This is a genomic window from Desulfovibrio biadhensis (genome assembly GCF_055388615.1).
On sequence record NZ_AP042477.1, the window covers coordinates 2,754,474 to 2,778,614 of the forward strand.

Consider the following 24,141-nt stretch of genomic DNA (forward strand, 5'->3'; position numbering starts at 1 on the left):
GCCCTATGCCTGCCGCCGTTCAGGCGCGCCGTCCGTCAAAAGCGTTGTTACGTCCGCCAGAAAGCGTTCGCGGTCGATCTTTACCTGGTACCTGTCGAAACCGGCCGTCAATGCCTTTCGCTTGTCCTCTTCCGTGTTCAGAGAAGTCAGGGCCAGCGTGGGGACATCCTTGCGCGGGCTCGAATGCCGCAGATTCTTCACAAATTCAAGCCCATCCATCACGGGCATTTCGATGTCGGAAACCACCAGGTCGAATTCCTGGTTTTCAAGAACATCCAAGGCCTGTTTGCCGTCTTCTGTTTCCCATACCTGGTGGCCGTCGGCCTCCAGATAGCGCTTCAGCATGTTGCGCATGAACGAGGAGTCCTCCACGATGAGTATGCGCTTGGTGCCTTCCGGCAGGGGGTGGGCAAGGCGGCGTTCCGCAAACCATTGGGGTTCGGCAAGTTCTATCAGCCGGTAAATGTCCGGGAAAAGGGTCAGGTGGTCTCTGATGATGTCCGTCCCCAACAGCCCCTCTTCCACATAGCTGTCCGTGTTCAGTTTGATCGAGGTCTCCTCGATATCAAGAATCTCCGACATGAGAATACCAAAGGGGCGCTTGATGAATTTGGGCAGGATAAGGAACATCTCGTCCCTTTCCATACAGGGGCTTACATGCAGCAATTTATCCAGCCGCAGAACCAGCGTGGACTGGCCATCCACGGTGATGAATTCCTTGTTTCCCACCCGCTCCACCTGCTGCATGGAAATTTTTTCGATGCGTCGTGTCAAGGGCAGCGCAAGGGCAAACTGCTCGTTGGGGCCATTGCGAAAAAGCAGGATGGACTGGGTGTCTTCGTCTGAAATACTGGCGCCTCGTTTGCTGAAGACTTCCTCTTCGGGCTGTTCGAGAAAAACCCCGGCATGCCGCGCAATGCCTTCGATATCCAGAATAAGGGAAACCGTGCCGTCGCCCATGACTGTTGCGCCGGAATAACAGCGCAGGCTTTTGAGTGAAGGATGCATGGGCTTGACCACGATTTCTTCCGTGCCCAGCACCTTGTCCACAATAAGGCCGAAACGCTCCGCCCCCACTTTGACCACGGCAAAGGAGAGATTGTCGGAAGCTGGGGGAATGCGCTGCGCTTCAGGAAGCACTGTCCGCCCCTTGCTGTCTGCGGCCGGAGGAGGCTGGGGCGCGCTCTCATTTGTGCTTATTAGATGGTAGTGATCTGCAATTTCGGCTTTTGTTTCACGGCTGAAGTGGCGCGGCCGGGCAAGAATCTCCGAAAGGCGAACCATGGGCAGCAGCTTGTTGCGCAGGCGGTATACTTCCTGATTGCCGGCGACTTCAATCTTGGTATGCACGTCGTCATCGTACAGGCATACGAGTTCCTCGAGGTTCACCTGGGGGATGGCAAAACGATGGTCGCCAACAACAACGATGAGGCAGGGGATGATGGCCAGGGGCAGGGGCAGTCGCAAATGCAGTGTGGTGCCTTCTCCTTCCCAGGACTCAAGCTCAACACTCCCTCCAAGGCTTTCTATGGCATGGCGCACCACATCCATGCCGACACCGCGGCCGGAAATGTCCGACACCTGTTCCGCCGTGGAGAAACCGGGCAGCATGACCAGGGAAATGACTTCCCGGTCGCTCATCTGATTCAGTTCAACGTCACTGCGCAGGCCACGTTCAAGCGCTTTGCGCCTCACCGCCAAGGGCGAAATGCCATGGCCATCGTCCGCAATTTCAATGTTGATCTGGCCGCCCTCGTGAAAAGCCTGAATACGGATTTCGCCGGTAGGGGATTTGCCGGCTTGCTCCCGGACCTCCGGAGACTCGATACCATGATCGCAACAATTGCGGACAATGTGGATCAGCGGATCGTTGAGGGATTCAAGGAGCGTCTTGTCCAGTTCCACCTCGTTGCCGCTTATGGACAGTTCGATTTCTTTGCCCAGGGAGGCGGAAAGGTCGCGGACAATGCGCGGCAGCTTGTTGAATACATTGCCCACGGGCTGCATGCGGGTCTGCATGATGGTTTCCTGCAACTCGGTGGTCACCATGTCCAGCCGTTGCACCACATCGCGACTCAGGGAATCCTTGCTTTCCATGCTCTGCAACTGCTGATTGCGCACCAGCACAAGTTCGCCGGCAAGGGTCATCAGCTTGTCCAGGATGCCCACATTGAGACGGATGGTGCTGCTTCGCTCTTTGGCAGGCTTGCCCTCAACCAAGTCTTGGGCAGGCTCCTTCACAACTTTTTCTGCTGCCGCATGCGTTTGAGAAGGCGCAACAGAAGGAACCGACGTCGATACTATAATGGGGGGGGCGATGTCTTCTGCAGAGGCACTTTCCGGCATTGCCTCAGAAGGTTGCTCAGGTGTTTCCTCAAGAGGGGCGGCCGGGGTTTCGGGCTCTTCTGGGACCTCGGGTTCTTCTTGGACTTCGGGTCCTTCAGGGGCTGCTGCGCCCTCGCTCGTAACAGCAGTGATTTTTTCACGCAGCAACAGCAGGTCCGTAGCATTGAGTTCCAGTGTGGGAGCCAGCGCGTTGTGCAAAGCCTCCGGGGGGGCGTCCGTGGCCAGAAGCACGGCAATCTCCAGAAATCCCGGGGAAGGGGCGCTGGTCTCTATATCATGCTGCCCGTGCATGATGTGAGCAGTGACTATTTTGCCAACACCTTGCAATGTTTTCAGTATTGCTTCAGGCGCCTGGGCCAGGGGAAACGTGAGATGATAAAGGCGTTCATGCTTGTCCAGGACCTGGGCAACCAGTTGCTCGTCCAGTGTAAAAGGGCTGTTGTCCGGCGGTTCAGCCAAAGCCTCGATAACCTGCTGCACCGCAGGCTCTTTTGTTGGCGAGCTCTTTGGCATATCTGGGGGGGCAGACCGGGGCAGGGGCGCCGCGGCCGCAACAGGCGTTGTCGATTCGGGTTTTTGCTGTGGTTCGGGCACCGACGGCTGTACAGGTTGGGGCGCCTGAACAGCAGGTTGGGGGGCGTTTTCCCCGGAAACGAGCGCCTTGAGCCGGGTATGCAGCGCGGCGAAGTCCACAGAATCGCTTTGCATGGGCGCAGCGATCATGGTGTTGAGCAGGTCTACCCCTTTGAGCAGGGCGTCGATGTGGTCAGAGCTGATGGCCAGTTCACGGGAGCGGAACTTTGAAAGCAGGTTCTCCATGGCGTGGGAGAGTTCCTTGATTCTGGAAAGACCGACAAAGGCCGCACCTCCCTTGACCGAGTGGATGGCCCTGAAAAGCTTGTCCACAAGTTCGGAGTCGGGCGCTTCCTTCTGGCGCTCGAGAGCCAGAAAGTCGTCCTCGATGGTCAGCAGATGTTCGTTTGCCTCGGCAACGAATTCATCAAGCAGAACATCGTCTAAATCCATTCTCTCTCCACTAGCTCAAGGATACGCCATGGGATAAGGGCGCATTTACAGTTTCCATAAAAGTCTTGAATCCTGGCGCACAGTTTGCGAAGACCAGTCGCTTTGCCGGTAACTCGGGGCGGTGCGGCTGCAGTGTCAGGGCAAAACAAAGGGCCGTGGCCAGGCACGCCGGGTTGCAATCCTTGCCATCAAGATTCAGGCGAATAATATCGGCCTTTTGTCTGGCCGCAACCAAAAGCGCCTTGCGCAATGCCTCGGACGCGGCAGGGGCATTTTCGCAAGCAAAGGAAATATCAACGTCCGGCGTTACGGTGCAAGTGTCCAAAAGCACCTCGATCCACGGGTGCGCGGCAGTGGGCTTCTGTTTTGCTCGCTTTGGAGCGTTCTCCACCATCGTCGCCGGGATGGCCGTGTCGGGGGGCAACGGTGCTGTAAGAGAAGAGGATATACCCGGCATGGGGTGAGCTGCGCTGTGTCGCAATTTGGGCGGAGCGCCCGAGTCCGCTTCCGCCTCGGCCAGCGGAGACAGCGGTGACATGGGGCTGGCGTTGATGTCGCCCAAAATCATGCTAAAGGCGTCATCAGGTTCCGTGTCGGGCGTTTTCTTTTTGTTGCTCATTATTATGGTTATCCCTGCTCTACACTGTTTGCTGCTGGCGTTCCTTGACCTTTGTCGAGGGCCTTGTCCAGTGTTTTTGCAACGCGCCGGTATTCCGCAGCCACCCTATGGGAGGGGCGGTATTCAAAAATTGTCTGGCCTGCGCCGGCGGCTTCGGAAATCAGCGAAGTGTACGATATTTTTTCCAAAAGCATCGGCTCGAAATGCTGTCTGAGCTTGGCCATGATCCGAAATGTTTTTGTTACGCGCTTGTCGTGAAATGTCGGGAGTATATAGTCCAGCTCAGTGTTTAAAAATTTTGCTGTGCGGAAAAAGCGCATCATGCCCCGGATGGCTTGCATTTCCGGTGGAACGGGAACAATGATCGTATCTGCATAGAACAGGACATTGACCAGAAAAGCGTCGCTGCCTGGCGCCGTGTCCAGCACGATATAGTCGAGTTTTCCCGACTCGGTGAAGGAAAGGGCTCTTGCCAGGATGTCTTTCGGGTCCAGATTCGCTCTTGCCGCGATATCGGGGAGATGTGTCTTGACGCCTGAAAGTTTGTCCCCTGCGGGAAGCAGGTAGAGATTCTGCCGGGGTTGCTTGATAACTTCGCGTGGCGTTTTTTCAGCAAGAATGACTTCAGCAAGGCCAGGAGCATACTGGGGAAGTCCAAGGTGGGAGGCGCATTGATCCTGAGTGTCGGTGTCAACAAGAAGAACATGGCGCCCCAGTTCGGCCAAAGCGCATGCCACATGAACCGCACTGGTCGTTTTTCCTGTCCCCCCTTTTTCTACCGCAAAAGCGATACGACGCATTTACTCCTCCCCTGGCGAAGCAGCATACCTGCAAGCCCTACGTTATTCAACTATGCAATTCAACTATATTGTTGCCTTTTAGGACCTTTGCCGGTAGTCTTTTATAATGCGCATTCATTGGCGGGCAGTCAGGTCGGATTTTTTTGCGGCTCCATAACGCCGCCTACACCGCAAGCGATGGACCAGAGCATGCTGCGAATTCTGCTCGTCGATGCATCGAGACAATTTCGAGAATCCTTGGCACAGGGCCTGAACGAGGCTGTTGATGTCGAGTCTGTGGCCGAGGCGGTAGACAGGCGCGCTGCCGTGGCCAAGCTCGCAGCTTACAGACCAGACGTCGTGGTTTTTGATGTGGAGCTTGCCGAATCACTCGATCTCCTGGACGATATACGACATTTCAATGCCGGCAACCCCGGAGAGGGGCACGCTGGCGTCATTCTCATTGCCAAACGCAAACAGCGTGATGCCGAGCGCACCATCAAGGCCCTGGAAGCAGGCGCCTTTGACTTTGTACTGCAACCGGAAAGCCAGGACATGGCTTTGGTCATGCAATCTCTGTGCAGGCAGCTTTTTGTAAAAATGCGCAATTTTTCATCAAAGCGTATTTTTTCCAGCATGGCAGAGGCGCGACAGGCTTCAGGCAAAACAGAAGAACCACAGACAACAAGGCTTGCTTCCATGCACGACGAGCGTAGCGCCTCGGCCTCACAGGGAGCAAAGACTTCCTGTCCGGTGCGTATCAAGGTGATTTTGATTGGGGTCTCCACTGGAGGACCCAAGACTCTTGGGATGATCATCCCCGAACTGTGTCGCGGCACGGATGTTCCCATCTGCGTGGTGCAACATATGCCTTCCAATTTTACGGCTTCCCTGGCGGCGAGCCTCAATGCCAAATGTCTGCAATCCGTGCATGAGGCAAAGCATGGAGAGCCACTGCAGCGGGGGCATGTCTACATTGCCCCTGGCGGCAGACACATGCATTTGACCAGCAAGGAAGGGCGCCCCCATATTTTGTTGACGGATGAAGCACCTGAAGACGGGTGCCGGCCTTCTGTAAACAAGCTTTTCAGGTCTGCGGCGGAGCACCTGCGGGGCGGTGTGGTGGCGCTGGTGCTGACGGGTATGGGTAGTGACGGTGCCAAAGGTGTGGAGGCCCTGAAGCGGGCAGGTGGGTACATCATAGTACAGGACAAGGAAAGCAGTGTGGTTTGGGGCATGCCCGGCAGCGCCGTGGCTACGGGGTGTGTGAACGAGGTATTACCGACTCCCAAGATCCCTGCTGCTGTACTGAATGTGCTCAGGGGCGGCAACAATGACGGCTAAACAACTTTCAGACAACGATTTTCAGGAATTGCGCAGCTATATTCACAAGCTGTGCGGCCTGTATCTGCAAAATGAGAAAAAGTATCTGATTTTGCAGCGACTGGAGCCGCTGTTGGAGGATCTTGGCTGCGAAAGTTTTGCGGATTTCAACGCCTCGCTGCGGGAGAACCCCACCCAGGGGTTACATGATCGCATCATCGCGTCCATCACCACGAATGAGACGTCGTTTTTTCGAGATTGCCATCCTTTTGAATCGTTTGCTCGCGAGGTTCTGCCCCAACTTGCAGACAGGGTTCGCAACGCCCGTCATAAAGGCGAGGACCCCAAGCCATTGCGGTTTTGGTGCACAGCGGTTTCTACAGGGCAGGAGGCCTACAGCCTGGCGATTTTGATCAAGGAGTACATAGACGCGCACCCAGGATTCAGCGGTAGCCTTGATGACTTTCAAATCCTTGCCACGGATATTTCATCACGGGTTTTGGAGCGCGCAGGGAAGGGGTGCTTCAATGAAGTGGAAATCGCGCGGGGGCTTTCTGAAGAGCGTCGGGAAAAGCATTTTTATCAGGATGGAAAGGGGTGGACCATCTCGGAAGAGTTGCGGTCGATCGTGGATTTTCGTCGCATCAACCTGACAGACCCCTATGGCGTGTACAGTGACTTTGATGCCATTTTTTGCCGTAACGTTTTGATCTATTTCGATGATGACACGAAGCGGACAATCATCGACATGCTTTACCGCAAGCTGAGCGACAATGGCGTCCTGTTCCTGGGCAGTGCGGAGAATCTTTACAATCTCACCATGAAGTTCCGGTCCGAGCAGCTCGGCCCCACCATCATTTACAAAAAGAACCTCTGATCAGTTTGCATCGCAAGAAATCACGCGATTACGGCCTGCATTTTTTGCTTGGTACAGCGCCTGATCTGCAAGCGTCAGAAGCCGTTCCAGGTCTTCTGGCGAGCATTGGCTGCCCATGATCGGGGAGTAGGCGCAGGCCCCCAGGCTGGCGGTTACCGGTATGGTGCTGGCGCCAATCTGCAGGGGCGGTTCCGCCAGAGCCTCGCGCAATCTTTCCGCAAGCACCTCTGCACCATCGCTACTTGTTTCAGGCAACAGCAGCACGAATTCCTCTCCGCCATAACGGGCAATGACATCAACTGTACGCAGCACTTCCTTACATCTTGCCGCCACGCTTTGGAGAACCTTGTCGCCCACGGCGTGTCCCCAGGTGTCGTTTGTTTTTTTGAAATGGTCCAGGTCGAGCATGATGATGGCGAGATGATGGCCAAAGCGGCAGGCGCGCTGCAGTTCCGCCAGGGCAAGGGTGAAAAAATGGCGTCTGTTGGCCAGGCCGGTCAGGGGATCTATGCTGGCCAGTTCACGGTATTTTTCCTGACTGCGGCGTAACTCCTCTTCCGTGCTGCGGCGTTGTTCTATTTCCTGCTGGAGTTCGGCATTGGCCCGGATCAGAGCCTGCTCCTTGTCCCGCAACGAATCCAGTGTGTTGCTGAATTGCTCCACCATGGAATTGAAGGCTTGGGAAAAGTCACCCATGAAGTCGACACGCTGTGAGAAATCGCCCCCCGCTATGCTTTGCGCTTGCCAGGTGAGGTGGCTCAGGTTGGCCTGCAGCATTTTGAGCGATCCGGCTGTATATCCTTTCAAAGGTAAGGGGCGGGATAAATCGCCATTGGCCACGGCGAGTGTGAATGAGCGCACTTCCCAAAGGGCGGCGTATAGTTCTCGCAAGGTCGTTACATTCGCCAATTCCGGGGGCAGTTCCTTTTCCGGAAAGGCGGCAGGGGCTGTGGGGTGGTCCAATACCTTGCGCAACAGTTCCAGGGCCTGGTGCAATTGATCTTGTGTGGCTTCTTCTTCAGGCGTGTTCGAGGATTGATAGGTCATAATGTAAGGTTATTCGGTTGCGGAACGTCTGTTGATTGCAAAGCGGCAGGTGCGCTCTCCCGTGGACCAGCAATCCACTTCTTTTACCTTGTGCGGCTTGCCTGTGAAGCTTTCCAGCATGCCTGCCAGAAAGCCCTCGTCGTAAACGCATGTTTCATAATCCACATCAGGCAGGCCGGAGCAGTCCAGGTCTTCAGAAATGGTGATCACAAAGCTCCCGGCATCGGGGTCAGCTTTTTCCACACGCAATATGCCAATGCCCATTTCTTTCATGGTCGTTTGCGTCTTGCGGATGAACTCGTTGAAATTCGCACAGGGAGCTATGAGCTCATTGAAAAAATGCGTGCCCGCCATTTTACCGGCATCAAAGAAAAGCGCATCGGTCTGCTGCGTTCCCAGCCGTTGTTCCGCAACATCGCGAAAACAAAAGGCCATCAGCCGGTATACTTCGATACGTGCGAAGTTCTTCAAGTTTGGGCGCCCTTGCTCGATATCGCCGAGAAGGTCCCAGGAAAACACATAGCGACGGTCTGTCATCAGTCCCCCCAAGACAAAAACGCAGCTTATTGTTTTTCCGTCGCCTTTGTCAGTTCCGTCACGTTGCTGCGGGTAAAAAATCCATCGAAACCGTCATAACGGTGGATGTATTCATTCACCAGAAACGTATGCGGCGACATTTCGGAAAAGGTTTGCTTGAGCCCCTCTTCCCGCGAGCCGACCAGCTCCACCAGAAAGCCCATGCCATCGTCCACCAGGGCCTGGTAGGTTGCATCGATGTCTTTTGTGTCAAAAGCCATGTGGTGCACGCGCAGCCCAAAATTATGGATGAAACGCTCGGTGGGGCCGGATGTTTCCAGGCTTTCAAAGGGCTTTATGCCGGAGGTGAAAACCTGGGCGTAGTCCTTTTCGCTCAGCCTGGCCACATTGGTGATGGAATTCAAGGATTCCACGTACACCGCAAAGTCGAAGCTGTAGTTGGTCAATTCCATGAACTCGATGATGGCGTCGTCGCGTTCATCCGCACGCACACGGGTGGCGGTATGGTCCAGCCTGCCTATGTTCTGCAAATGGGGGAGCGCGGGTTTGCGCAGCTCCAGCCCCAGGTCGCAACTGTCGGCGCTGCGGTATTTTTCTGAAGCACTGTCATTCTGCCCGTCAAATTGGATGAAGCCGGTGGAGTTGCCGGTGAACCGGGAAGGCTTGGACTGGATAAATAAGTGCTTGCCCAGGCGTTGGATTTCCGGCGTAAGAAATTCGATGCCGCGCTCCTTCTGGATGGCCACATAGCGTTCCAGGTCGTTTGCCTGGTAGACAAATGTTTCAAGGCGGGCGTCAGGGAGATGTTCGCTTTTGGGCCGTGAATTATAGGGGAGGAAGGGGTTTTCACCGCGTTTGCGACAGCGCACCAGAAAGTCGGCGCTGTTTTCCGTCTGCAGCAGGCAGGTGGCGAAGTCTTCGTCTTCAAAAGCGGCGGTGACGTCCAGGCCTGTGTAGCGCAGAAATTCATCCACCGCAGGCTCCAGCCGTTCTTTCGGGACATTGATAATGACGGCGCGCAGGCCACCGGTCAACCCTTCAAGTCCGTGTTTATGTCTTGCTTCAAGGGCCTTATCGACCCGTTCGAGCAACCTTTTGTCATCATTCATGAATGTATTCATGCGTGCTCCCATTCTGATTGACAGCATCTCCGATGCAACTTCTGTATGCAACGCCGGTTCGCTGAGGAGTTTCTAGACTTTTTACATTCTAGCAGGATTTGTCGTATATGGCAATTATTTATGCACCCTGCAGGGTCTTTTTTCACGCAAAAGCCGTATATTGCGGTTGCGTAGCTATAAAACACCCTGCCTGGCGCAGTGTTTATGATTTTCTTTTGCGCTCCAGCGCTTCTGATGTGAGGAATTTGCGACCAGTGTTGGCAACAATGCGCGCAAGTTCCTCGCGTTCCGACAGCCGGCTGTGTTTGAGCTGGTCCAGCAGTTTTTCGATGTGTTTTTCCTGTTCCAGATAGGCGCGCATCACACTGATGGCGTCGCGGTCCCTGGTCATGCGTTCCAGCCATCCCAGGCCTTCGCTGTACACGATGTGCGAGGCAAGGTGGGCGGCAACCACTGCTATCTGATGCCGCTCGGGCACATCTTCCAGAAGGCGTTTTTCAAACTTTCTGACAAGCACGGGCGGGCAGTAGGCCAGGAAGAATTCCTTGAGTTGCTGGTCGCGCGCCACTATGGAGGCGCCTTTTTGGGGCGCATCGCACAGCGCCTCGATCAGCGCATCTGCCACGTTGTTCATTTCCATGGAGAGTTGCAGGGTGATTTTCGTAAGATGCGCCTGTCTTCCCCTGGCCAGACGCTCCCGGCGCTCCCTGAGCATGAGACGGGCCTCGTCGCCTGCGCGTTTGCGCAGGATATCCAGCACCTCACGCACGTAGGTTTTCTTCATGGCCAGGAATTCCTTTTCGCTGGAAACCAGGCCTGCCAGAATTTCATAAGATGAGCAGATGACGCCTGTCTTGTTGGCCGAGGAACCGTTCACTATCAACGCGCCGGCTTCCTGGAGCCTGTCCCGTGCTTCCGGGGAGATGAAGATGTTAGCGCCCTCTACTATGGAGCGGGCTATGGGGCGTCCTTCTTCATCCAGAAATTCTTCCCAGTTGCGGGCATTGATGGTGTCGGGACGCCCCCCCGATGGCAGGAACACATCTGCGGCAACGCGGTTGTGCAGGGTGTTTCGTATCCGTGCTTTTTCAGGCGTGTCCGTGGTGATGACAAAGGCCCCCTCGCCGCGCAGCTTCAGGGAAGCAAACTCACTGATGCTCAGGTCGTTATCAATGAGCCGCAAGAGTTCATCATGGTCCAGACCTTCGGGATCGCATGCCGCGCCATGGCCGTCCGCCATGGTCAGGATGCGGGCGTTGTCCCCGAACTGGTCGATGAGCAGCTTGACGGCATTGCCCGCCACATCACCACGGGGGCCGCCTGTGAACGTGACCCGGAAGGGCTCCTTGGTGGGGTCTATGCCCAGGTGCTTGAGTACTTCCGTGGCGAATACGATAAGCCCCAGGCTGGTGACGCCGTATTCCTTGTGGTTGATGCCGGCGCGCGGCTTGGAACTCATGAGCGCCGCCGGCCATTGGTAGCCGCGCCGTGCAGCGCGCGCCACTATCCACTCCACATGGTCCGGGGTGATGTTCTCATCAGGTCCGAGAAAAAGGATTTCCTCCTTGCCGAGGTAATCCCGCACATTCTTGTGCGCGGGCCTGTCGTCATCCGTGAGCACCAGGTCCAGCATGGCGTCCACCAGACCTTTTACGCTTCGGTCCACGTCACCTTCGGGTCCTAGGAGCAGAACCCCCTTGGATCCGCCCTCGGGGATATCCTTGTTCTTTATTTGCTGGGCCCAGGCCAGTTTGGTGACTTCATCGAAAAGGCGGTTGGACTCGAGTTCGAACTGTTCCTGGGTGCGGGTGCGCACCACCCGCAGTCCACCGCGGGCCATCTCGCGGTAGCGCACATGAAATCCCTGCGCATAGGGGCCATGATAGAAGAACACCCCATAAGGGCGCTCTCTGTTTTCGCCTGCATCGCCTTCCTCTTCCGGCATGCTGTCCAGAAAGGACGGAGCAAGCCGGAAGCACAGGCCATGCGGCGTGGGCAGAAAATAGTTGGTACGCAGGGTGTGTTTGAAAAATTGCAATATGCATTTAAGGGCGCCCCTCGCGACCTCGTGTTCAATGTGCTCCAGCCGGGAGTTTAGGGTCTCCTCTATTCTGGAGCAGGCCTGCAACGCCTCCTCATTGCTGCGTCGGCCAAAGCGTTCGTGCCCGTTGGGTGCGAAACGTGTTTCAAAATATTCGATGACAGCAGCTGCGTCCTCGTGATGGGCGAGCAGGGCATGGTTGATGTTGTCCGCGCTGTAGGCCCAGAGATTCTTTTTGATGAGAAACTGGTGGGCGAACTCTGCACCGGCCTGCAGCAGCATGACCCGTTCCAGGGGCCAGCCGTGTTCGTCTGAGAGAACCTGCAGGCCATGCCTGGCAAAAACCCATGGCGTCAGACGCAGCTGTTGTTGCAGCCGCTTCCAGAGCGGGGAGTTCGGGTCCAGGGGTTTGCCTTCGTGGCAGACATAGAAGCTGATGATGGCGAAGCTCTGATGTGCGCCATCCGGACTGCGCACAAAGACGTCGGCATAGCCGCGGTGCACAACAATGCCTTCACGTTGCAGCACCTTGGCCATTTGCAGCAGCAGGCCATAGGCAGGGGGGTCGCTGACGGCTATGCTGATGCGGCTTTCTCCTGTGCCGGATGGGTTTTCCAGGTCGATGGCCGTATCTTCCGTGCCCTCCACCATCCTGGCTAGCCGAAAGTGGCGGGCTGCGCGTTCGGCTTCGAATTTGTCCACGTAATCTTTGGTGGCGCCTGCAAGAAAATCCTTGAAGGAGTGCTCCTGATCATCGGACCAATCCTGCGGCCAAAGGGGTGGGGTATGCTTGTGCTCGCGCATTGAAGCACAGGCTTTTCTGAACGCTGCGTCCTTTTTCGTCGGGAGCTCCTGAGGGGCCATGATGAAGGTGTCCAGACGCAACTGACCATCAAGGGAAGCGTACAGCCTTGCGTTGACTATATTGCTGCGTACGTGGCGCTCCAACAATGAAGAGAGCGCTTCCGGTTCGCCGGGGGAAATATAGGTGACGCTTGTTCTACAGGGGCTGCCCAGAGCAAGGGTTTGCCCTTCGCTGAGCACCTGTCCGGAAATGATGGCGTTCAGGTGGCGCACCTGCTCGTCATGGCTATGTGTCAGAAAGTAGTATTCCGGCATTTTTTCGATGAACCAGGGCACGATGGACGTGGCTTGTTCAGAGAGATGGCCGGAGACTTCCTTGAGAACTTTTGCAGGGTCGGGTCGTTTGATGGCTACCATGAGGGGCTCCTTGCTGCGGCTGAATAGAAGGGGGCCATAAGCAAAAGCGGCAGGGAGACAGCCGATAGGCACACCCCTGATGTCAGGTCAGGGGGCGCCATGGCTGACAGGCAGGGGTCATTCACCCAGGTATTTGACCTTCAGTTTTTCCGGGGTGATTTCCAATATTTCGAAATTGTTGCCGGCAACGCTGAAGATGCTTTTCTCGTCAGGGTTGTATGGATGATAGATGTTCAGGGCTCCCTGGTGGCGGGCAACACCCAGGCTGAATGTGTCATTGTCCGTCATGCCAGCGTAATAGAAGCATAAAGGCTTGCAGTTCCACTTGGTGTTCTTCATGCACAGCTCGCCGCCAAGGTCTACGCTGAACGTATCGCCTATGCGCTCGTCGTAACATCCATCACCCCATGCGCTCAGGGGAATGGCAACCAGCGCCAGTACGGCAAGCGCCTTGAAAATCATACGAAAAGAAAAGGGCATGTGGCTCTCCTTGTTTGTGCAGCGGCGAGAAATGCAGGCTAATGCCCCGACACCGGCGGGGTGTCGAGAGCGCGCTGCAACTCGCCCACACTGCATTCGAGTTCTCGTGTGAACATAATGCCGCATTCTTGCCCTTCACTCCAGCGTATTTCACCAGGAATTTGTCGCCCTTTGGGGGCAAAAGGCGGCAGCAGCAGTTCTATGGGGACTATTTGCCCCTGTTTGGGGAGCGTTTTCCCGGTCTGCGTGTCGGTCTGTCGCAATCTGGCGCCGGCGGGTGTGATGTCGATGAGTTGAACGCTCTGTCGTTCATGCTCTTCACCCACGTAGCATCTGTGGTTCAAACCATAGGCCTTTAATGTGAAACGCACGTATTTACGGCGATCGTCAGGTTCCTGCTGCAGCATAGTATTCATAACGCCCCCCGTTGTACTTGGCTGACCGCCTTCCCCCGTTATCCCCTGGAAGCAGGCCGCCGTGGCATTGTTAGTTCTCCCGTGTCGTAAAAACTGAATTGGCAAGCATTACAATATAAATAAAAAAAAGTGCACCTGCTAATATTAACAGCACGACCCCCGGGCTGGATGGCGTTTGGCCGGGAACCCGGAAAACAAAAAAAGAGGTTTGTCGCAAAAGGTATCACCGGGAGGAGGGGGCGTCCATATCAATCTGGTATTTGTAGTGAAGAATGCGGGTATTTTGGTTGTACGCAGCGGCAAAGAAGCGGTTCACTCGTTGCCGGCTTTGCGGTAGTGTTTCCTGATTCACCAACAAAGAACAAGGATGAGAGATAATGACCCTTCCTGGAGACGAACAATCCGCGGCACCCGCCGCCCCACAGACCAGCGGCCGCAAAACCCTGTGCACCGAGCTTGGGCGCTCCCCGAAACGGCAGGGCGGTATTGTGAACCCCCCGGTATACCACGCCTCCACCGTGGTTTTCCCCACCGTAGAAGATTTGGCGTTTTCCGGACGCAAGAGCGAAAAAATGCACTATGGCCGTCTGGGCACGCCCACGACCATGGCCCTGGAAGAAGCAGTGGCTGGACTCGAAGGCGGTTACCGCAGCCATGTAGTCCCCTCAGGTCTTTCGGCCGCCACGGCAGCGTTGCTGTCTGTGCTGCGCTCCGGCGACAGGTTGTTGATGGTGGATTCGGTCTACTCTCCCGTGCGGGATTTTTGTAAAAACTTTTTGCGTAATTACGGGGTGGAGACCGTTTATTACGATCCCGCCATCGATGCCGCAGGTCTTGAAGCCTTGCTGCAGGAGCCTGCGGCTGCGCTCTATCTGGAGTCGCCTGGCTCGCTAACGTTCGAGGTGCAGGATGTTCCGGCGCTGTGCGAGGTGGCCCACCGCCATAATGTGGTGACGATCATGGATAACACCTGGGCCAGCCCCTACTTTTTCAAGCCTTTTGACCATGGGGTGGATATTTCTGTGCAGGCCGGCACCAAATATATCGTCGGGCACTCGGACGCCATGATGGGCCTCGTCACCACCAATCAGGATACCGAAGACCGCGTCCGTTCAACCATTTGGGGGTTGGGACTCACGGCGGGGCCGGATGACTGCTACCTGGCGCTGCGCGGCATCAGAACCCTGGGGGTGCGCCTGGAAGCGCATCAGAAAAACACCCTGGAAATGGCGCACTGGCTGGAGGAGCGGGAAGAAGTGGCTCAGGTACTGTACCCTGCTTTGCCAAGCCATCCGCGCTATGAAATCTGGAAACGTGATTTCCTGGGCGCAAGCGGTCTCCTTGGACTGGTGCTCAGGCATCTGAAAGGGGATGTGGACGCCGGCATCAAGGATATGCTCGAAGGCATGCGCTACTTTTCCATGGGGTACAGTTTTGGCGGGTTTGAAAGTCTGGTTACACCCACCAAACCCGAAAACTATCGCTCGGCAACCACCTGGGCCCCGGAAGGGCCATGCTTGCGGCTGCATATCGGTCTGGAAGACACGGAAGACCTGAAGCGCGACCTGGACGCCGGGTTTGCGCGGCTTTTGCGTCACTGCTCCTGAACCGCGTCTCTCAACTGCCGCTGTTCATCAGGGGGCAGTTTGCGCAGGGCCTCACGCACGGTGAGGCCCGATGCCCTGTTGCCAATGTGCAGAAAAATGGCCCGCATTGTTTCCGCATCGCGCTGGGAAAGCTCGCGCAGCACCCAACCCATGGCCTTGCGGATGAAAAAATCCTTGTCCAGGACCAGGGCTTCACAACGCTCCTGAAGTCCCTGGGGGAAGGCATCCTGTTTGCGGATGCGTGGTATGTAGAGCAGAAGGCTGGCGCGGCGTGTCCACATCCAGGGCGCATCCGTCCATTTTGCGGACTCTATGAAAATACGCGCATCGCGCAGGGCCATGACGCCCAACACCTTTGTTGCCAGTTCATCCAGGTGTGCCCAGTTCTCCACCTGATCAGGCCAGTGGCGCAAATGCGTCTCAAAATCGCTATAAAGCAGGTGGCGTTGCCCTCTGCCCAGAAGGCCAATGGCCAGTGAGCGCTCCTCGAAGCAGGAGGAATTCCAGAGCGGGAGCGCCATGTGCATGAGGGTGGCTGCTGCGGCAGGCGCGTCTTTGTGCGGCAATGGATAACGCCTGAGAATCTCACGCGCCAGCTCGTTGATGACGGGTTTACGCAGGCCCAGAAAATCCATGCCGCTCTTGAGGTATTTTTTGTGCAGCGTGGCATGGGCCGTGTTCGCCCCTGCCCATAAAGCCTGGCGCCCCCATATGGTTGCGGGGTGTTGGTTGCACGACATATTGCTCTCCAAAAAGGGGGGAATCAGCCCTGCGGGCCTTGCTCCATGATAGGGCCAATGAAACGCTGCAGTCTTGCAAATTGGAGCACCACGCCGTCCAAAAGCGGGGGCACGTCTTCCATGTCTCCGTCTTTGCCGCATTGCTCCAAACGTGCCGCCGCCTCAGCCAAGGGGGCTGCCGCCAGCTTGGTGGCGCTCTTGCTTATGGAATGGGCTTCACGGAATATGGTTTCGGCGTCGCCGGATGCCAATGCCTCTCCCAGCACCACCAGCTTGGAGCGGACTTTCATCAGAAACGCGGATAACACTTCGTGCAGACGCGGGGCATCGTCTTTGAAAAGATATAGCGCCTTGTCATAGTCCAGCGGGTCTGCTGCAAACACAGGGTCTTCTTCCGCCATGTCCGTATCTTCGAGGCCATTCGCCACTTCGGGAGTTTGGTCATCCATTTCCTGGGGGGCAGCCTCCCATTGGGGAAGATTGTTTAGGCTCTCCAAAAGCGTGCACGCCTTGTTTCTCAACACCTCCGCTTCGGCACGGGCATCTTCCGCCAGGGAGCGCTCCGTTAGAGAGCTGGCCAGCGAGATGATATCCGAAACAACTGCGCGGAACTCAGGCCAGTCAGCTACCTGATCCGCGGGGGGCGCTCCATCAGCGGAGGAGGCCTGCGGCGCATCCGCAAAGGGGGGCTCCTCCGGCGCTGCATCCTGAACTTCTGACGATATACCTGGCGAGTCCTCTGGCGAAACATCTGCCAAAGCCTCTGCGGCTGGCTGCACCCCTGTGTCGGGCTCCTCCTTCTTCAGGGAGGGGGCATGACGCTGGTAGTGGCGGATGGCATCGGTAATGGCCGCACTCAGGACCGGCTCGGGACAGGGTTTTTGCAGCAGGCGGAACACCTGACCGTGGTTCACGGCGTCCAGGGCGGATTCAAGGTCGGCGCACCCCGTAAGCATGATGCGCATGGTCTCCGGAAACAGAAGCTGCATTTCCTTGAACAGGGTGATGCCGTCCATGCCCGGCATGCGCAAGTCCGCCACCACAACGGCAAAGGGACCATGTTCCTTTACCAGACGCAGCGCCTTGCCGCCCCTTTCGGTCATGAATACTTCATAGCGCGAGCGGTAGGCCCGTTCAAACGCCTCCAGAAGCTGGGCGTCGTCGTCTACAAAAAGAATTTTGTGGCGGCTCATGGCCTGTGCCCGCAAATGTAGTTTTCATGATGTTTTTTCAAAAAACACATAACGCTTCCAATGGCATCCTGTGCAGCGCCCCAATAACACGTATCTTGTCAAAGGCTTCTGCAGCATCTGTATTGCGAGGTCTACTTATTCAGGATGATTGCGTAGGATACCTTGCCGTCAGACTGTGGACTGATGCCCACGGTAAGGGATTGTCTGCCCTGGGTAAAACTGAGCATGGCGCCGTCATCCTGGCGCGCTTCCACTACTTTGGCCCACCCAGCGGATGTGAGTTCACTGTTAAAAAAGTCGGCCACCGCATCAATGGAGGCTTGTACTGTGAATTCCGCACTTGAGGTGCCTTCTGCTTCCATGACCGAGACGGCCACCGCCCCGGAATAGCGCGGAAGCTCCTTGATGCCATCTGGCACTGCCGGTTGAGCCAGGGCAACGCCGGAGAGACAAAGCAATAAAATTAACACTGAAGCAGGGGCAAAAAGGCGCATGTGTCATCGCTCCTTATGGAATGTGATGCAAAAAGGTACCACTGATGTATTGCATTATGATGAAAACCGGCTTTTGTGTCCATATATAGCGCCCTTCTTTACAACTTTCCGTTGATGGCAACATCTTCCAGGGCGTTCTTGTCCAGAATGCGCAGAATTTGTCCTTCAGTTTCCACTATGCCGGCTTCGGCAAGTTTTTTTAGAATACGGGACAATGTCTCGGGAATGGTGCCCAGATAGGCTGCAAGCTGGCCTTTCGGCAGGTCCAGCCGCACGGAGTCTGTGCCTTGCGACGCCTGCAGCAATAGCAGATGCTGCGCCAGGCGCGCCGGTACTTCCTTGAGGCTCAGGTCCTCGATCTTGGCCACAAAGCTCCGGAGCCGCATGGACATCAGCCCCAGCATGGACAGGGCAAGGTCGGGTTCCTTGCGGATGAGACTTACAAAGCCCTGTTTGGGGATGAACAGTATTTCGCTTGGTTCCAGCGCCTGGGCATTTGCCGGGAGGTGCGCGCTCTTGAAAAGGGCGACTTCGGCGAAAACCTCCCCAGGTCCAAAGACATGCAGAATCTGCTCCTTGCCGCTCAATGATGTTTTGTAGATGCGAACCAGTCCGGCGGCAACGGCGTACAATCCCCCCGCTTCATCGCCTTCGTGAAAGATTGCTTCGTTCTTGTCGTAGCTTCTCACCGTGGCGATGGTGGAAAGCGCGTCCAGATGCACGTCGTCCAACCCTGAAAAGAAACGTATCGTCCCGATGCTTTCTCGTGTGCTCATAGGCGGTTGCAAACTCCTGGTCGGGTATTTTTGCAGTAGATTGCCTTAGACCCCTTTGCTTTGCATAGAAAAAAACACACTTTTGACTCAAGTCAAAGTGTTTTCGGGAAGACGGATGCAAAAGGAGGTCACGCTGACAACGGGGGCATTCTTTTTAATGCCCTGTGATTTTCAAACCAGAAGGAGAGAGACATGTTTTGTTATCAGTGCGAACAGACGGCAAAAGGCGAAGGCTGCACCACCCGCGGCGTTTGCGGTAAGTCTCATGAAACGGCATCTTTGCAGGATTTGCTGATCTGGGCATTGCAAGGACTTTCCCAGGTTGCGGTGGCAGCCGACAAGCATAATCTGCGTGACAGAGAGGTGGACCGGTTTACGGTATCCGCCTGTTTTGCGACCCTGACCAACGTGAGCTTTGATCCGGAACGGATTGCAGCACATATACATCGTGCTGTTGAACTGCGCGACAGCCTGGCAGTTCTGGTCAAGAACGCCGGCGGTGATGTCCCTGTTGACGGACCTGCCATGTTCAAGCCCGCCTCCAGCCTTGAAGAAATGATCGCGCAGGGCGAGCTTCATGGCGTGTTGCAGGAAAAGGCCAAGAACGAGGATGTGCAGTCGCTGCAGCAGACACTGGTCTACGGACTCAAGGGCGTGAGCGCCTATGCCGATCATGCGCAGATTCTGGGTAAGGAAGATGTTGAAATTTATCGCTTTGTGCAGGAAGCTCTGGTCGCCGTCCTGGACAAGAACATGGAGATGGGCGACGCCCTGAAGCTGGTGTTGGAGTGCGGTCGTATCAACCTGCGCACCATGGAGCTTCTGGATGAGGCCAACACCAGCACCTACGGTAATCCTACACCCACAGAAGTGCCCCTCGGCCATAGGAAGAACAAGGCTATTCTGGTTTCCGGCCATGATCTGCGCGACCTGAAAATGCTTCTGGAGCAGACTGAAGGCAAGGGGATAGACATATACACCCACGGTGAAATGATTCCCACCCACGGTTACCCCGAGCTCAAGAAATATACCCATTTCTTCGGGCATTTTGGTACTGCCTGGCAGAATCAGATCAAGGAATTTCCCCAGTTCCCCGGTCCCATTGTAATGACCACGAACTGCCTGCAGCGCCCTGCAGAGACTTATAAGAACACCATCTACACCACTGGTCTGGTGAGCTGGCCCGGCATGCAGCATATTCCTGCGGATGAGAACGGCAACAAGGATTTTTCCGAAGTGATTGCCAAGGCCCAGGAAATGCCCGGCTTCACAGACGATGCGGACAAGGGCTCCGTACTGGTCGGCTTTGGCCACGACGCTGTCATGGGTGTGGCGGACAAGGTTATCGATGCGGTCAAGAGTGGTGCAATCCGCCATTTCTTCCTGGTGGGCGGGTGCGATGGCGCCAAGCCCGGCCGCAACTACTACACCGAGTTCGTGGAAAAGGTGCCTGAAGATTGCGTTGTGCTCACCCTGGCCTGCGGCAAGTTCCGCTTCTATGACAAAAAGCTGGGCGACATCGGCGGCATCCCCCGCCTTCTCGATGTGGGGCAGTGCAACGACGCCTACTCCGCAATCCAGATCGCGCTGGCCCTTGCCAAGGCGTTTGACTGCGGTGTGAACGAACTGCCGCTTTCTATGATACTCTCCTGGTACGAGCAAAAGGCCGTAGCCATTCTGCTGACCTTGCTCTACCTGGGTATCAAGGACATGCGACTCGGTCCTTCGCTGCCAGCGTTCCTCACGCCGAACGTGTTGAATTACCTGGTGGAGAACTACGACATCAAGCCCATATCCACACCGGATGAAGACCTGGCTGCCATCCTAAGCTAGGCAGCAGCGGTAACACTTTGGGGCGTGCGAGGGGGAATCCCCATGCAAAGGGCGGTTCCTCTCGCATTCCCCCAACCTGAAAACAAGCATATAATGTTATTACAGGTTCTTGAAACAATAGTACTTGCCCAATAGTGAAGCTGCAAAATAAGGCTGTATACAGAAAATACCTGCGGTATGGAGATCCCTTCCGCGTTTACGAATGCACCAAGGAGAAAAATATCATGGCTATACGCAAAATAATAGAAATCAACGAGGAACTTTGCGACGGCTGCGGCCAGTGCGTGCCTGGGTGTGCAGAGGGCGCGCTGCAGATCATCGACGGCAAGGCCAAACTGGTGGCCGATGTCTACTGTGACGGGCTGGGCGCTTGCCTGGGCGAATGCCCGACCGGCGCTCTCAAGCTCATTGAGCGCGAGGCCGTGCCCTTTGACGAGGAGGCTGTGGAGGCGTTGCTGGAAGAGCAGAAAAACGCGGCGGCAAAGGATCATACGCCGCGCGAGCCGCGTCATACAGGGGGGTGCCCTTCATCCAGGGTGCAGCAGTTGACGCCCTGCCAGCAAGCCAATCAACCGCTTAGTCGTCCCGCAGGGGCAGCGCCCTCAGGTGGAGAAGACGCCGCCTCGGCCTTGACCCACTGGCCCGTAAAGCTGCGGCTTGTGCCGCCTGAAGCGCCTTTCCTGAAGGATGCGGATATCCTTTTGCTTGCCGATTGCGCGGCCCTGAGCGTGCCGACGTTGCATGCCAAATACGTGCAGGGGCGCGTGGTTGTCATGGGGTGCCCCAAATTCGATGATGCTCCAGCCTATGTGGAAAAGCTGGCCGAAATAATGAAAAAGGCCAGTCCGCGATCGCTGACAGTGCTGGAAATGGAAGTGCCCTGTTGCTCCGGCCTGAGCCAGATAGCATCGCGGGCGGCGCAATTGGCGCAGCGAGATAAGCCCCAGGCGTATGAGACGCCCATCACCCGTGTGATCGCATCCCGGGACGGGCGTGAACTCTCCAAGGAGCGCATAGCAACGGAAGGCGCCTTGTTGTAGCGGAGGCCGGTTACGGCATAGGTTCTTGTATTGTAAAAGGAGTCAGACACGGGACTACAGGCCTGCCGCTTCAAAAAAGTGAAGTGGCAGGCCTTTTTGTTGCTTCAACATCAGGATGGTCTTCCGACATGATATTATCCCTTTATTTAAGGGGAGGTTTGTATCGGGTATATACAGTTGTCGGGTATATTGTATGACAATAACTTTAGGTCGTGCTATAAGGAAAAAGTTTCTATTTTTATACGGATTATAATTGTAAAAAATTACAATTTTCGAAAAATAAAAGTACAAAGTCGTATTTTAACAAGCGGTGTGCAGTGGCTAGGTATGGCATGTAGAGATTGCTCTTGGGGAATAGGGAGCCTGTCTTGGCTAATTGATTCACGTCCGCCCGGCGGATGAGGCGAAAGGAGGGAGCTGGTGAGAAAGCGACGGACAGTTGTTTATGGCGTTTTCATAATAGTAGGGGTGGTTCTCGCTTTTCCAATTTTCAGCATGACTTATTATACCATGGTGCGTACCTCTACGCCGCAGTTTTGTTCCACCTGCCATGAAATCCAACCTGCGTATAATGCCTGGCGTACCTCCACCCATGTGAACAACAAGGAAGGCGTGGTTGCCGACTGCATGGACTGCCACTTGCCCGCCCCGCATGATACCGTTGATTTCTTTTACACCAAGACTGTCCACGGGGTGAAGGACGTGGTCTCCCATTTCACAGGGGGGGCGGAAAGTTATGACAGAGCTGAGATGCGGGAGCTTGCCTACAAAAACATCAAGAATGCCCAGTGTCAGAAATGCCACCGCAACCTTTTGGGTATGCCCACAAATCGCGGTGCGGTGATGGCGCACCGAACTGTTTTGTATCCGCGCCCCGGATATGAAAAAAAATGTACGGATTGTCACCGTGACCTGGTGCACATGGACCGCGCCCAATATGCGTATCGCGAGAACAAGGCCCCGTACAGGGCTCCTGGCTTGGCTTTGTGGGGCTCCCATAACGGTATGTGAGGCAGTTGTTCACCAATAGATAACAGAGGTGGAGGATAAGAATTTTATTAATCGCATAAGGAGGGATGTGATGCAGAAAAAGCGTGCAGTGCTGGCTACATTGTTGCTGGCCTTGGCGCTGGGGTTGTGTGTCGTTGCTGTGGCAGTTGCCCAGGAAGGCAGCACGCAGGAAAAGACCATAGAGCGCAACATGGCCACAGAACCGGCGGCAGGGCAGAACGGACAGAATGTGCAAAAGAATTTCCCACAAACCAAGGAATACCGGATCGAACGCAGTATGCCTCCCCAGGCAGTGGCCTGCATCGAGTGCCACAAGCAGGAGACGCCAGGGATTTTTGCGGACTGGGCTGCAAGCCGGCACGCTTCAGCCAACATTACCTGTCTGGACTGTCACCAGGCCGAAGAGCATGATGCTGACGTGAGCAAGGCGCACTATCAGTATTACGAACGCGGTGATCTGCCGTATGGCACCCAGGAGTATAAAATTCCCGTAGCTGCTGTGGTTACGCCCAAGGATTGCTCTCGTTGCCATCCGGACGAGGTCATCCAGTACAGCCGCTCCAAGCACGCCAATACCCTGGAAATCATCTGGAAGATCGATCCTTGGCTCAATGACGGCATGAATTCTGACAATGAGCGCAAAACAGGCTGTTTTGCCTGCCACGGCACCGTGCTCGAGACCAATGAAGACGGTGCGCTGTCTTCAGACACCTGGCCCAACGTCGGGGTTGGCCGCGCCAATCTGGACGGCAGCCTGGGCAGTTGCACCAGTTGCCACACCCGCCACCGTTTTTCCGTGATGGAAGCGCGCAAGCCCGAAGCATGCGGCCAGTGTCACCTGGGGCCGGACCATCCGCAAATCGAAATCTACACCGAATCCAAACACGGCGACATCTACGACACCTTTGGCGATACCTATAACTGGGACGCCGCCCCTGGCACCTGGACAGCAGGGGTGGACTACCGTGCTCCTACGTGCGCATCCTGCCACATGTCGGGCGCAGGCAAGGTGATGACCAGCCATGACGTGACCGAACGCCTCTCCTGGGAGCTGCAGGCGCCTTTGACTGTGCGGCCTTCTGAATTCAAGCCGCTGCCTGCAAAGACCAACTGGGAAACCGAGCGCGGCAAAATGCAGGAAGTGTGTATGCAGTGCCATGGCAAATCCTGGACCATGGACCATTATGCCGACATGGACAAGGCCGTGCAGGAATACAACGACGTCTACTTCAAGCCTGCCAAGGCCAAGCTGGATGAGCTCTACGACAAGGGGCTGCTTTCCAACGAGAAGTTCTTCGACGAGCATTTTGAAGTGGAATACTATGAGTTGTGGCACCATGAAGGGCGCAGGGCTCGCATGGGCGCAGCCATGATGGCGCCGGACTATGCATGGTGGCACGGCTTCTACGAGTGCAAACATCGCTACAACAGGCTGATGGAAGAAGCACACCACCTTATCGAGACCAACACCAAGGCATATCGTTATCCCGACTTCCCCAATGCAAACGGCAGCACGCAGAAGCCTGAACGCATCTTCGGGCAATAAGGGGTACGCAACGGATAGACTGGGATACAGCAACGCAACAGCCGACACGGGCGCTTCACACAGGTGGG

At 55.8% G+C, this 24,141-nt stretch carries 20 protein-coding genes; 7 read left to right on the forward strand and 13 right to left on the reverse strand.

Annotation, left to right across the window (positions count from 1 at the left end; translation table 11 throughout):
* Positions 1-3 precede the first annotated feature (3 nt).
* From ACZ5EH_RS11965 to ACZ5EH_RS11975, 3 genes are read right to left on the reverse strand one after another with little or no spacing between them, the layout of a single operon-like run.
* Positions 4-3,372: a hybrid sensor histidine kinase/response regulator gene (locus tag ACZ5EH_RS11965; protein WP_464274111.1), complete on the reverse strand. Its 3,369-nt coding sequence runs from the start codon at positions 3,370-3,372 to the stop codon at positions 4-6.
* A 10-nt stretch (positions 3,373-3,382) separates the two neighbouring features.
* Positions 3,383-3,991: a hypothetical protein gene (locus tag ACZ5EH_RS11970; RefSeq protein ID WP_464274112.1), complete on the reverse strand. Its 609-nt coding sequence runs from the start codon at positions 3,989-3,991 to the stop codon at positions 3,383-3,385.
* 8 nt (positions 3,992-3,999) lie between these two features.
* Entirely contained in the window at positions 4,000-4,791 is a 792-nt protein-coding gene (locus ACZ5EH_RS11975) for a ParA family protein (RefSeq protein WP_464274113.1), read from the reverse strand.
* A gap of 189 nt (positions 4,792-4,980) precedes the next feature.
* Here ACZ5EH_RS11975 and cheB point away from each other — a divergent pair, with 189 nt between their 5' ends.
* Positions 4,981-6,114 carry a chemotaxis-specific protein-glutamate methyltransferase CheB gene (cheB, locus tag ACZ5EH_RS11980; RefSeq protein ID WP_464274114.1) on the forward strand — a complete coding sequence of 378 codons (1,134 nt, stop codon included), beginning with the start codon at positions 4,981-4,983 and terminating at the stop codon, positions 6,112-6,114.
* Positions 6,104-6,970: a CheR family methyltransferase gene (locus tag ACZ5EH_RS11985; protein WP_464274115.1), complete on the forward strand. Its 867-nt coding sequence runs from the start codon at positions 6,104-6,106 to the stop codon at positions 6,968-6,970. The genes cheB and ACZ5EH_RS11985 overlap by 11 nt, the downstream gene beginning before the upstream one ends.
* On the opposite strand, the gene ACZ5EH_RS11990 is transcribed toward ACZ5EH_RS11985, so the two are convergent.
* The 6 genes from ACZ5EH_RS11990 to ACZ5EH_RS12015 form a co-directional block, all read right to left on the reverse strand.
* Entirely contained in the window at positions 6,971-8,017 is a 1,047-nt protein-coding gene (locus tag ACZ5EH_RS11990; protein ID WP_464274116.1) for a GGDEF domain-containing protein, read from the reverse strand.
* Positions 8,018-8,026: 9 nt separating this feature from the next.
* On the reverse strand, positions 8,027-8,554 hold the full coding sequence (locus ACZ5EH_RS11995) for a V4R domain-containing protein (protein ID WP_464274117.1): 528 nt from the start codon (positions 8,552-8,554) through the stop codon (positions 8,027-8,029).
* 26 nt (positions 8,555-8,580) lie between these two features.
* Positions 8,581-9,675 carry a hypothetical protein gene (locus tag ACZ5EH_RS12000; RefSeq protein ID WP_464274118.1) on the reverse strand — a complete coding sequence of 365 codons (1,095 nt, stop codon included), beginning with the start codon at positions 9,673-9,675 and terminating at the stop codon, positions 8,581-8,583.
* 202 nt (positions 9,676-9,877) lie between these two features.
* On the reverse strand, positions 9,878-12,937 hold the full coding sequence (locus ACZ5EH_RS12005; RefSeq protein ID WP_464274119.1) for an NAD-glutamate dehydrogenase domain-containing protein: 3,060 nt from the start codon (positions 12,935-12,937) through the stop codon (positions 9,878-9,880).
* Between the two features lie 117 nt (positions 12,938-13,054).
* Positions 13,055-13,417, reverse strand: a complete 363-nt coding sequence (locus ACZ5EH_RS12010; protein WP_464274120.1) for a hypothetical protein — start codon at positions 13,415-13,417, stop codon at positions 13,055-13,057.
* Positions 13,418-13,455: 38 nt separating this feature from the next.
* Positions 13,456-13,833, reverse strand: coding sequence for a PilZ domain-containing protein (locus tag ACZ5EH_RS12015; RefSeq protein WP_464274121.1), 378 nt, complete (start codon positions 13,831-13,833; stop codon positions 13,456-13,458).
* 377 nt (positions 13,834-14,210) lie between these two features.
* Here ACZ5EH_RS12015 and metC point away from each other — a divergent pair, with 377 nt between their 5' ends.
* Positions 14,211-15,440 (forward strand): cystathionine beta-lyase, encoded by a 1,230-nt coding sequence (metC, locus tag ACZ5EH_RS12020; protein ID WP_464274122.1) that lies wholly within the window; start codon positions 14,211-14,213, stop codon positions 15,438-15,440.
* On the opposite strand, the gene ACZ5EH_RS12025 is transcribed toward metC, so the two are convergent.
* From ACZ5EH_RS12025 to ACZ5EH_RS12040, 4 genes are all read right to left on the reverse strand, one after another.
* On the reverse strand, positions 15,428-16,180 hold the full coding sequence (locus ACZ5EH_RS12025) for a DNA alkylation repair protein (RefSeq protein ID WP_464274123.1): 753 nt from the start codon (positions 16,178-16,180) through the stop codon (positions 15,428-15,430). The two genes, metC and ACZ5EH_RS12025, sit on opposite strands and share 13 nt — an antisense overlap.
* Positions 16,181-16,203: 23 nt before the next feature.
* Entirely contained in the window at positions 16,204-17,373 is a 1,170-nt protein-coding gene (locus tag ACZ5EH_RS12030; RefSeq protein ID WP_464274124.1) for a response regulator, read from the reverse strand.
* A gap of 131 nt (positions 17,374-17,504) precedes the next feature.
* Complete coding sequence (locus tag ACZ5EH_RS12035) at positions 17,505-17,867, reverse strand: hypothetical protein (RefSeq protein WP_464274125.1); 363 nt, start codon at positions 17,865-17,867, stop codon at positions 17,505-17,507.
* A 98-nt stretch (positions 17,868-17,965) separates the two neighbouring features.
* Complete coding sequence (locus tag ACZ5EH_RS12040; RefSeq protein WP_464274126.1) at positions 17,966-18,643, reverse strand: Crp/Fnr family transcriptional regulator; 678 nt, start codon at positions 18,641-18,643, stop codon at positions 17,966-17,968.
* Positions 18,644-18,835: 192 nt separating this feature from the next.
* Between ACZ5EH_RS12040 and hcp the strand changes: the two genes are divergently transcribed.
* The 4 genes from hcp (at position 18,836) to ACZ5EH_RS12060 (ending at position 24,073) form a co-directional block, all read left to right on the forward strand.
* Positions 18,836-20,476, forward strand: a complete 1,641-nt coding sequence (gene hcp, locus ACZ5EH_RS12045) for a hydroxylamine reductase (RefSeq protein WP_464274127.1) — start codon at positions 18,836-18,838, stop codon at positions 20,474-20,476.
* 224 nt (positions 20,477-20,700) lie between these two features.
* Complete coding sequence (locus ACZ5EH_RS12050) at positions 20,701-21,516, forward strand: ATP-binding protein (protein ID WP_464274128.1); 816 nt, start codon at positions 20,701-20,703, stop codon at positions 21,514-21,516.
* A gap of 420 nt (positions 21,517-21,936) precedes the next feature.
* Positions 21,937-22,527, forward strand: a complete 591-nt coding sequence (locus tag ACZ5EH_RS12055; protein WP_464274129.1) for a cytochrome c3 family protein — start codon at positions 21,937-21,939, stop codon at positions 22,525-22,527.
* Positions 22,528-22,597: 70 nt separating this feature from the next.
* Positions 22,598-24,073, forward strand: a complete 1,476-nt coding sequence (locus ACZ5EH_RS12060; RefSeq protein ID WP_464274130.1) for a multiheme c-type cytochrome — start codon at positions 22,598-22,600, stop codon at positions 24,071-24,073.
* The last annotated feature ends 68 nt before the right edge of the window (positions 24,074-24,141 follow it).

What these genes read in the sequence shown, in the direction of transcription:
- ACZ5EH_RS11965 (WP_464274111.1), bottom strand. Translation starts at nt 3,372, where the DNA reads ATGGATTTAGACGATGTTCTGCTTGATGAATTCGTTGCCGAGGCAAAC.
- ACZ5EH_RS11970 (WP_464274112.1), bottom strand. Translation starts at nt 3,991, where the DNA reads ATGAGCAACAAAAAGAAAACGCCCGACACGGAACCTGATGACGCCTTT.
- ACZ5EH_RS11975 (WP_464274113.1), bottom strand. Translation starts at nt 4,791, where the DNA reads ATGCGTCGTATCGCTTTTGCGGTAGAAAAAGGGGGGACAGGAAAAACG.
- cheB (WP_464274114.1), top strand. Translation starts at nt 4,981, where the DNA reads ATGCTGCGAATTCTGCTCGTCGATGCATCGAGACAATTTCGAGAATCC.
- ACZ5EH_RS11985 (WP_464274115.1), top strand. Translation starts at nt 6,104, where the DNA reads ATGACGGCTAAACAACTTTCAGACAACGATTTTCAGGAATTGCGCAGC.
- ACZ5EH_RS11990 (WP_464274116.1), bottom strand. Translation starts at nt 8,017, where the DNA reads ATGACCTATCAATCCTCGAACACGCCTGAAGAAGAAGCCACACAAGAT.
- ACZ5EH_RS11995 (WP_464274117.1), bottom strand. Translation starts at nt 8,554, where the DNA reads ATGACAGACCGTCGCTATGTGTTTTCCTGGGACCTTCTCGGCGATATC.
- ACZ5EH_RS12000 (WP_464274118.1), bottom strand. Translation starts at nt 9,675, where the DNA reads ATGAATACATTCATGAATGATGACAAAAGGTTGCTCGAACGGGTCGAT.
- ACZ5EH_RS12005 (WP_464274119.1), bottom strand. Translation starts at nt 12,937, where the DNA reads ATGGTAGCCATCAAACGACCCGACCCTGCAAAAGTTCTCAAGGAAGTC.
- ACZ5EH_RS12010 (WP_464274120.1), bottom strand. Translation starts at nt 13,417, where the DNA reads ATGCCCTTTTCTTTTCGTATGATTTTCAAGGCGCTTGCCGTACTGGCG.
- ACZ5EH_RS12015 (WP_464274121.1), bottom strand. Translation starts at nt 13,833, where the DNA reads ATGAATACTATGCTGCAGCAGGAACCTGACGATCGCCGTAAATACGTG.
- metC (WP_464274122.1), top strand. Translation starts at nt 14,211, where the DNA reads ATGACCCTTCCTGGAGACGAACAATCCGCGGCACCCGCCGCCCCACAG.
- ACZ5EH_RS12025 (WP_464274123.1), bottom strand. Translation starts at nt 16,180, where the DNA reads ATGTCGTGCAACCAACACCCCGCAACCATATGGGGGCGCCAGGCTTTA.
- ACZ5EH_RS12030 (WP_464274124.1), bottom strand. Translation starts at nt 17,373, where the DNA reads ATGAGCCGCCACAAAATTCTTTTTGTAGACGACGACGCCCAGCTTCTG.
- ACZ5EH_RS12035 (WP_464274125.1), bottom strand. Translation starts at nt 17,867, where the DNA reads ATGCGCCTTTTTGCCCCTGCTTCAGTGTTAATTTTATTGCTTTGTCTC.
- ACZ5EH_RS12040 (WP_464274126.1), bottom strand. Translation starts at nt 18,643, where the DNA reads ATGAGCACACGAGAAAGCATCGGGACGATACGTTTCTTTTCAGGGTTG.
- hcp (WP_464274127.1), top strand. Translation starts at nt 18,836, where the DNA reads ATGTTTTGTTATCAGTGCGAACAGACGGCAAAAGGCGAAGGCTGCACC.
- ACZ5EH_RS12050 (WP_464274128.1), top strand. Translation starts at nt 20,701, where the DNA reads ATGGCTATACGCAAAATAATAGAAATCAACGAGGAACTTTGCGACGGC.
- ACZ5EH_RS12060 (WP_464274130.1), top strand. Translation starts at nt 22,598, where the DNA reads ATGCAGAAAAAGCGTGCAGTGCTGGCTACATTGTTGCTGGCCTTGGCG.